This window comes from Moorena sp. SIO3I6, from assembly GCF_010672095.1.
Genome location: NZ_JAAHHU010000075.1, coordinates 24,310 through 32,175 on the forward strand (window position 1 = coordinate 24,310; position 7,866 = coordinate 32,175).

Below are 7,866 nucleotides of genomic sequence, written 5' to 3' on the forward strand. Positions count from 1 at the left end.
CATAGTTCAGGATTTTTTAGGTAGGTAGAATAGCCAACCGATCAGATTATCCTGAGCAGGGTGCCGTTCAATGCCAACTATATTGAACTACTAGCCCCGTGCAACATTGTGACATCTCACCGCAACTTTTCAAAGCGCCATTCGGCCTATAGTGTGTAATGTGTGTGTAATGTGTGAGTAATTGAGGAGTGAATTCCGATGGGAGAGCTTCAGCAGAGGATTGGTATAACACCATTACAGTCGGAATCTGTCACACAAATCCTAGGGGATGATACTGACTGCCTAACTGACCCGTTTTATCCTGGATTACGCCAACGAGCCTGGGCCGAAATTGATAAAGTTGCTCTTCATCACAATTTACGGCAAATACAGCAGCTTTTGCGCCATCCTACCCAACTAATGGCAGTGGTCAAAGCCGATGCCTATGGCCATGGTGCTCTAACCGTTGCCCGCACAGCGATAGAGGCTGGTGCTGGGGGGTTATGTGTTGCTACTGTCTCAGAGGGCATTCAACTCAGGCAAGGGGGAATTAAGGCCACTATACTCTTGTTGGGAGCGACTAATACCCCAGAACAAGTCAAAGCGATCGCTCACTGGCAATTGGAACCAACTTTGTGTAATCCTCAACAAGCGTTAGTGTTTTCGGAAACCTTGAGTGGTCTAAACCAAACCCTGCCAGTGCATCTGAAACTAGATACAGGAATGTCCCGGTTGGGAATGCCTTGGCAAGATGCTATCGAGTTTGTACGCTTAGTCCAACAATTACCTAACTTGGAAATAGCTAGTGTCTATTCCCATCTAGCTACTGCTGATAGTCCTGACCCCACAGTGATGAGACAGCAGCATGAAAGGTTTAAAAACGCGATCGCACAATTAAAGGCTGGTGGCATAACTCCACCCCGATTACACTTGGCCAATTCCGCTGCTACCTTAACCGACTCAGCATTGCACTACGATTGGGTGCGTGTAGGATTAGCCGTCTATGGTCTCTACCCAGCAGAGCATCTTCAAAATGTTATTCACCTCAAGCCAGTGATGCAGGTAAAAGCCCGGATCACCCAAATTAAAACTATTCCGCCTGGAACTGGTATCAGCTATGGCCATCAATTTATTTCAAATCGACAGATGCGTCTAGCAGTAGTCGGTATTGGCTATGCTGACGGTGTTCCCCGAAATCTTTCCAATCGCATCAATGTCATCATCCAAGGGCAGCAAGTTCCTCAGATTGGCGCAATTACAATGGATCAGCTCATGCTCGATGTTAGTGATATTCCTAATATACAAGTTGGGGAAATTGTTACCTTAATTGGACAGGATGGGGAAGAGCAAATCTCAGCAGATCACTGGGCTATGGCTTTAGGCACCATTTCCTGGGAAATTATTTGTGGTTTTAAGCACCGACTACCCCGTGTAGTAGTAGGGTAAGCGGTCAGCGGTCAGCGGTCAGCCGTTGGCCACGCTAAGGGAACAGCCGTGAGCTAAAGCTCACGCTGCTTGAGGTGCTTATTTTATTCAAAAGCACCTCAAGTAGCCTGGCCTACGGCCAATGGCTGATCGCTGTTCGGTGTAGCGTGCGCGTAAGCTGATAGCTGATAGCTGATAGCTGATAGCTGATAGCTGATAGCTGATAGCTGATAGCTGATAGCTTACCAATTAACAGTTTTAATGTTTTTGTAAGAAAATTCATCCATCTAATCCCTTTGCCATTAGGGATTCAGAATGTGTTACCCTAAAAGGGTTTTATAAAGATCGCACATCCAGGGTTTCGGGTGTTTCTAAAGGGAAATCCACCTGGATGGAGGTTAAACCCGAATTAGGAGTTAAAAAATTATGCCTGTAGTTTCTTTAGCTGAAATGCTAGAGTCAGGGGTTCACTTTGGTCACCAGACTCGCCGATGGAACCCCAAGATGGATCCTTACATTTACACTGCTCGCAATGGTGTCCACATCATTGACTTGGTACAGACAGCTCAGCTGATGGAGGACGCTTATCACTATATCCGGACCTCATCAGAGCAGGGCAAGAGATTTCTGTTTGTCGGTACTAAGCGCCAAGCTGCTGGAATTATTGCCCAAGAGGCAAGCCGTTGTGGTGCCTACTATGTTAACCAGCGCTGGCTAGGTGGTATGCTCACCAACTGGGAAACAATTAAGACCAGGGTGGAGCGACTGAAAGATTTAGAGCGTCGGGAAACCAGTGGTGCCCTTGACTTACTGCCAAAAAAAGAAGGCTCTATGCTGCGTCGGGAACTAGGCAAGCTTCAGAAGTATCTAGGTGGCATCAAAATGATGCGTAAGGTTCCCGACATTGTCATAATCATAGACCAAAAGCGTGAGTACAACGCTATTTTGGAATGTGAAAAGCTAAGTCTACCGATAGTATCACTATTAGATACAAACTGCGACCCTGATTTAGCCGATATTCCGATTCCAGCTAATGACGATGCGATCCGGTCGATTAAGCTAATCATAGGTAAACTGGCTGATGCCATTTACGAAGGCCGTCATGGTGAGCTAGACACCGCAGAGGAATACGAATACGAAGAATTTGAAGAGGGATTAGAGGAGTTCCCAGACGAGGAAGAAATTCAAGAGACTGAACAAAGTGAGCAAATTGAATCCGTAGATCAAGGAGATAACCAGGAGACTGAGGAAGAATAGTTAGTTATCTTCGAACTTGAAGCCCCACCCTGAATTTATCCTTTGATAAAAATCAACTAGCTTTCAGCGTGGGCTGGTAAACCCATACTCACGGATCGAGTAGTGTGGGAAGATATCACGGTGTAATCAGTTTCACTAACAGTAGGAACAAAAACAACATGGCAATTTCAGCACAACTTGTCAAAGAGCTACGGGAAAAAACCGGCGCTGGCATGATGGATTGCAAAAAAGCTCTCGTAGAAAGCGACGGAGACACGACCAAAGCTATAGAATGGCTGCGGAAAAAAGGCATTACCTCAGCTGAGAAAAAATCCGGTCGTGTGGCAGCAGAAGGAATTATCGGCAGCTACATCCACACTGGTGGTCGAGTCGGTGTACTCGTAGAAATTAACTGCGAGACCGATTTTGTTGCCCGCCGCGACGAGTTCCAAGCCCTAGTCAAGAACGTCGCCATGCAAGTAGCAGCTTGCCCTAACGTTGAATACGTGAAGGTCGATGACATCCCTCAAGAGATTGTTCAAAAAGAAAAAGACATTGAAATGGGTAGGGATGACCTAGGCAAAAAGCCAGAAAACATCAAAGAGAAAATTGTTCAGGGTAGGATTGAAAAACGCCTTAAAGAACTCTCGTTGATGGATCAACCATACATTCGTGATCAAAGCATCACAGTGGAAGAATTAGTCAAGCAATGTGTTGCCCAGTTGGGTGAAAACATCCAAGTGCGTCGCTTCACTCGCTATGTCTTGGGTGAAGGTATAGAAAAGGAAGAAAGCAACTTTGCTGAAGAAGTTGCTGCCCAAATGGGTTCTTAAACCGAAGCTTACCTTTGAGCTTCACCCTTGAGCTTGATCAACACGCTTCACTTATTTCGGAGATAGGGAAGATCAGCTAGTTTAGCAGGAGCCTCACACCATAATCTTTGATTTGGTGTGAGAGGAATGCGCGGTTCCACCCGGGGGTTCAATGCCCCCGTATGGAACCAATCACAACGCTTTCACAGGCAAGTCGTCAGATGGCCCTGATGGCTCCAAGGGCAGACTTGACCTCACCAAGTGTTCAAGGCATTGTAAAGTTGGGAGTTTTTTTCACAGCATTTCTAGAGTATGAGTGGTATCAACTCCATGTGAGCATTATTGGTCTACCCGTGACAACCAACTCAAGAAATCTTCCCAACTTTTTAACTCAAAAATAATATCTGTTAACCCTTCCAAATTTGACAAAGACAAACCTTGAACTAAGTTGTTTATTTCCTCGGTCATTTCTGGGAATCGTTTTTTCAGCAGACGCATGACCAAAATCTGTGCCTCAGTGATGCGACCTTCTTGATGACCTTCTTGATGACCTTCTTGATGACCTTCTTGGTGACCTTCAGCCTTAACTTCCCGATAAAATCTGGTCTGTTTCCATTCAGTAAGTCCAAACATCGCTTCCAATTCCCTCCAAGGACGTTCAGGAAATTTATACACTAAGGCTTGTTCTACTAATTCTATCGCATTTCTCTGCTGTGCTACTGGTAGAGCCCTCGCACATCTTTCTAGTTGCTGTACTCTGTGTTGGACATTGGTCTCTGGTTCCACTACCAGGCGTATCAGTCCCAATCCGATTGAGTCTGAGGTGTCTGGAGTTTCATCGAGGGTTTTGTGAGCGCAGATATCCTGTTTGGACTTCGCCATCGTAACATCTCGGAATCCCTGTATCCAAGCTGCGCTTAGCCCAAAATACTACCGCTTGCCAACCATGTCGCCAGCGATTTTGTCCCAAGTAGACAAACACTTCTTGCATCAAGCGGTAGTACAAGTCTTCATCTTCGAGCGGATGCCTTGATTTTGCTGAATTCTGATGATTTCGTGCTTCACGTCGAGTTTCAGACTCAACCTGACTCAACTATGGGCTTGCTGAATGGCAGATTACCGCCTGAGAGTTTTCCGCCGTTTTCCCAATAAGCAGATGCGCCAAGTGGTCATTTACTTGACCCGTTCAACTTCTGAACTTGTTTATCAGACAGCGTTTGAGATTCCTGGTACTCGTCACGAATTCGAGGTCATTCGGCTATGGGAACAACCAACTCAGCTGTTTCTGGAATCGACGGGGTTATTGCCCTTGGCTGTACTGACACAAACCCCCGATGCTGCTCAAACCTTACGTCAGGTGGCTGCAAGAGTTGAGACGATTCCAGAAATTAGGATACAGAGCAATGTGGCTGCGTGCGCTGGGATTCTAGCAGGGCTATTCTTAAAGAGGGACTTCATTAACCAGATTTTACGCACAGATATCATGCAGCAGTCTGTAATTTATCAAGACATTAAGGATGAAGGCCGTCACGAAGGGAAACAATCTCTCATCCTCCGCCAACTCTTGCGTCGCATTTCTAGAAGTGTCCCCAGACATGCGAGTGCAGGTTCAAGCCTTATCCCTCCCTCAGCTTGAAGCTTTGGGGGAGGCGTTGTTGGACTTTACGAAACCCGAGGATTTGGATGAATGGATGCGTTCACTATCTGTTGCTGATAGCAAATCGAACTCCTAGGTTTAGCTTTTGGTGTGATTGGCCTACGGCCACGCTACGCGATTGACCGTAGGTCACGCGGGGCGCGTTCGCTAGCTGCAACAGAATCATTGATTTTCAAGGTCTTTTTTGGCTCTAATTTCTTGAATGTCTTGCCAAAAATCAGATATTGTCACATTTTTTAGAGACTGTTGACGTTCTTGAGTATAATCACCAAAACCCCATCCTACATCTTGTAAAAAACGAATTGTATCAACTTGCCCTAATTCCTTAACTAAGGCATAATAGCCTTTTTGTCTTAATTCAATTGGTGTCATTGTTGTTATTTCCTTTTAATACAAAAGTGTTCATTAACCAAGTGACAGGATTATCTAATTTTACTTTTAAGAGATGGCTATACTTAATTGCTTTCTTGAGCAATCTATCATCCGTTGTCAATAATACATCTACCTTAGCCGTTTCAGCGCAAGCAATATGAAAAGAATCATACAAACCAAATCCTAACTTTTCTATTTCTTGAGAACGTTTATCTATTTCATCGGTTAAAATTATTTTATTTTCAGCAACCCGTAATAATTTTCTAATCCTGTCTAGTTTGTCAAGATTAACCATTCGGTTTAATTCTGCTTCTATAGCTTCACTACTTACCAGCTTCCATTCTTCTGAATAAAACCGCTGAAAAATATCTAGGATTGTTTGTCCTTCTAATCGAATTCTATCTTGTCGCCAATCATCAAAAGGACGATTTAAGCAACAAACATCAAGATAAATTAAGTAAGATTCAGCCATTACTACCCCTTGGTTTAATCATACCTCGAAGCGATGCAGCGCGGTCTTGGGAAGGCAGCGCCTTCACGCGGGGGTTTCCCCCGGAGACGAAACCTGATTACGTTGAGCCTTTATGGTTGGTAGGCTATGCATAAAAGGGTTAAAACTTATTGATTAGCGATGCAGCGCGGTCTTGGGGGTTTCCCCCATGAGCGACTGCATCAAGACAAGGCTCAACTGTCTTACGGTAAATTCAAACCATGAGCGACTGCATCAAGAAGGGAATTGTAATCAATAGCTTAAGTTTAGCATTCGATCCCCATTTCATCGATGTCGAGTGATTCGCTTCAAAGTTGAAAGAAGTGATGCTTCTTTGGAGCCGCTGCCCGATTGGCCGTAGGCCAATCGCAAATTCTTCAACAATTAGAAAGATGAGCCAATTGCTAAAAACACAATCGTGGCTACCAAAACTTTTACATGAAGGTAACTACTTGTTAAGATTGTCGCAAAGATGGCGATCGCTTTTCTCGACATTAGGGTTATTCTTCAGATAGTCACGCACCCAATTGCAACCCCGCATCATCAGATCATCGAATGATTCAATCTTCCATAACCTCACTATTTTATCGTTGGCAACCATAGCCAGTTGCTTACCATCGCGGCTAAAATTGAGATCCAAGACCCGATATTCATCCTGTGCGTTGAATTCTGCCACCTGCTCCTTGGTCTCTACATCCCATAACTTAGCGATACGATCTAATCCAGCAGTTGCAAGTAATTTGCCATCAGGACTAAAACGGACATCCATTGCCCCGTTTGCATATCCTTTGAATTTGGCTAACTTTTTGCCATCTAGGTTCCACAAACAGACGGTGCCGTCTCTGGCGGCGGTAGCCCTTAACTTGTTATCAGGACTAAAAATCACCTCATCGATTATACCAGCAGAGTGACATTCCGAGAATAAACTAGTGTCTATGGGGTCTTTGCTAACTTCATCACTTGACCAGGATAATTTAGAAGTATCAACTTTAAAATTATGACTCGAATCAGAAACTTGATTAGATTTAAAGTCCCAAATACGGATGATGCCATCTCTACCTGCGGTAATTAACTGCTGACCATCAAGGCTGAAAACTGCTCTTTCTATCCAAGTGTGATTTGTTTCGATTGTAATATCAGAAGGCTCAGACGGGTTATCTAAAACTAATGTGTTTTTATAATAAGAAGGAAACCTTTTATGTTCTGGAAAAGTGGCGATATTACCATCACTGCTATAAATTTTATCTACCATCGAGAATTGCGGTTCTCCTTTAAATTGGTTTTCGGATATTTCTTGACCTGATAAGTCCCAGTACCTAAAAAAACGAGTATCATTCCTGCTACCGCGAGTAGCAAGTTGCTCGCCATCTTGGCTAAAGACGACATCCCAACCGCGAAATTTAGACCCAAGATTTACCTCAACCTGCTCTTGAGTTTCTAAGTTCCATAAAGCCAAGGTATAAATCCTACCAAGAGCTCCAGAAGAATCTATACTGGTGTTAATGGTAGCCAGTGAACTGACATCAGGGTTAAAACTGGCACTTTCAACCCAGCCTTCAGGCCCTTGGAAACAATCATCATTTAGAAGTTTGCCTGACCTGTCCCACAAGCAGATGATTCCCGTGTTATCAACGCTAGCGATTCTGCTGTCATCGGGGCTAATACCAAGACCGATGACTGTGCCTTGATGTTTTTCCAGGCGATTCCGTTCTCTTACTCCATAAGCCACCTTGTGCAGTGTTTTTGTAACTTGTATTTTTAGCTTAGGGTCTGGCTTGAATAAGGATAAGTATCCCGGCCAATCTTGAATAGATTTTGCTGCCCGTAAACTGGCAAGCAAAGCTTCTAAATCTGGATAGAATCCAAATTTGGCTTCAGCGGCTTGCCGATCGGCC

General features: G+C 44.4%; 10 protein-coding genes. 5 read left to right on the top strand and 5 right to left on the bottom strand.

Annotated features, from left to right (window positions below; translation table 11 throughout):
* The first annotated feature begins 198 nt into the window (after window positions 1–198).
* The 3 genes from alr to tsf all read left to right on the top strand — a co-directional run bounded on the left by alr (window position 199) and on the right by tsf (window position 3,473).
* Window positions 199–1,425 (top strand): alanine racemase, encoded by a 1,227-nt coding sequence (gene alr / locus F6K49_RS20990; protein ID WP_293018818.1) that lies wholly within the window; start codon window positions 199–201, stop codon window positions 1,423–1,425.
* Window positions 1,426–1,830: 405 nt separating this feature from the next.
* Window positions 1,831–2,661, top strand: coding sequence for a 30S ribosomal protein S2 (gene rpsB, locus F6K49_RS20995; RefSeq protein ID WP_293018820.1), 831 nt, complete (start codon window positions 1,831–1,833; stop codon window positions 2,659–2,661).
* A 158-nt stretch (window positions 2,662–2,819) separates the two neighbouring features.
* Complete coding sequence (gene tsf / locus F6K49_RS21000) at window positions 2,820–3,473, top strand: translation elongation factor Ts (protein WP_293099733.1); 654 nt, start codon at window positions 2,820–2,822, stop codon at window positions 3,471–3,473.
* Window positions 3,474–3,791: 318 nt separating this feature from the next.
* On the opposite strand, the gene F6K49_RS21005 is transcribed toward tsf, so the two are convergent.
* The gene (locus tag F6K49_RS21005; protein ID WP_293065405.1) at window positions 3,792–4,334 is read right to left on the bottom strand and encodes a DUF4351 domain-containing protein; all 543 of its coding nucleotides are present in this window, start codon (window positions 4,332–4,334) and stop codon (window positions 3,792–3,794) included.
* On the bottom strand, window positions 4,288–4,545 hold the full coding sequence (locus F6K49_RS21010) for a DUF2887 domain-containing protein (protein WP_293065402.1): 258 nt from the start codon (window positions 4,543–4,545) through the stop codon (window positions 4,288–4,290). The genes F6K49_RS21005 and F6K49_RS21010 overlap by 47 nt, the downstream gene beginning before the upstream one ends.
* A 15-nt stretch (window positions 4,546–4,560) precedes the next feature.
* On the opposite strand from F6K49_RS21010, the gene F6K49_RS21015 reads away from it, so the two are divergent.
* Together F6K49_RS21015 and F6K49_RS53490 are read left to right on the top strand one after the other, a co-directional pair.
* Window positions 4,561–5,088 (top strand): hypothetical protein, encoded by a 528-nt coding sequence (locus F6K49_RS21015; RefSeq protein WP_293065399.1) that lies wholly within the window; start codon window positions 4,561–4,563, stop codon window positions 5,086–5,088.
* The gene (locus F6K49_RS53490) at window positions 5,048–5,185 is read left to right on the top strand and encodes a DUF4351 domain-containing protein (protein WP_364301365.1); all 138 of its coding nucleotides are present in this window, start codon (window positions 5,048–5,050) and stop codon (window positions 5,183–5,185) included. The genes F6K49_RS21015 and F6K49_RS53490 overlap by 41 nt, the downstream gene beginning before the upstream one ends.
* 86 nt (window positions 5,186–5,271) lie before the next feature.
* Here F6K49_RS53490 and F6K49_RS21020 read toward each other — a convergent pair whose 3' ends face one another.
* The 3 genes from F6K49_RS21020 to F6K49_RS21030 all read right to left on the bottom strand — a co-directional run.
* Window positions 5,272–5,481 (bottom strand): hypothetical protein, encoded by a 210-nt coding sequence (locus F6K49_RS21020; RefSeq protein ID WP_293099738.1) that lies wholly within the window; start codon window positions 5,479–5,481, stop codon window positions 5,272–5,274.
* Window positions 5,468–5,953 carry a PIN domain-containing protein gene (locus F6K49_RS21025; protein WP_293019183.1) on the bottom strand — a complete coding sequence of 162 codons (486 nt, stop codon included), beginning with the start codon at window positions 5,951–5,953 and terminating at the stop codon, window positions 5,468–5,470. The genes F6K49_RS21020 and F6K49_RS21025 overlap by 14 nt, the downstream gene beginning before the upstream one ends.
* A 466-nt stretch (window positions 5,954–6,419) precedes the next feature.
* A partial coding sequence (locus F6K49_RS21030; protein ID WP_293099741.1) for a WD40 repeat domain-containing protein occupies window positions 6,420–7,866 on the bottom strand: 1,447 nt, incomplete at its 5' end.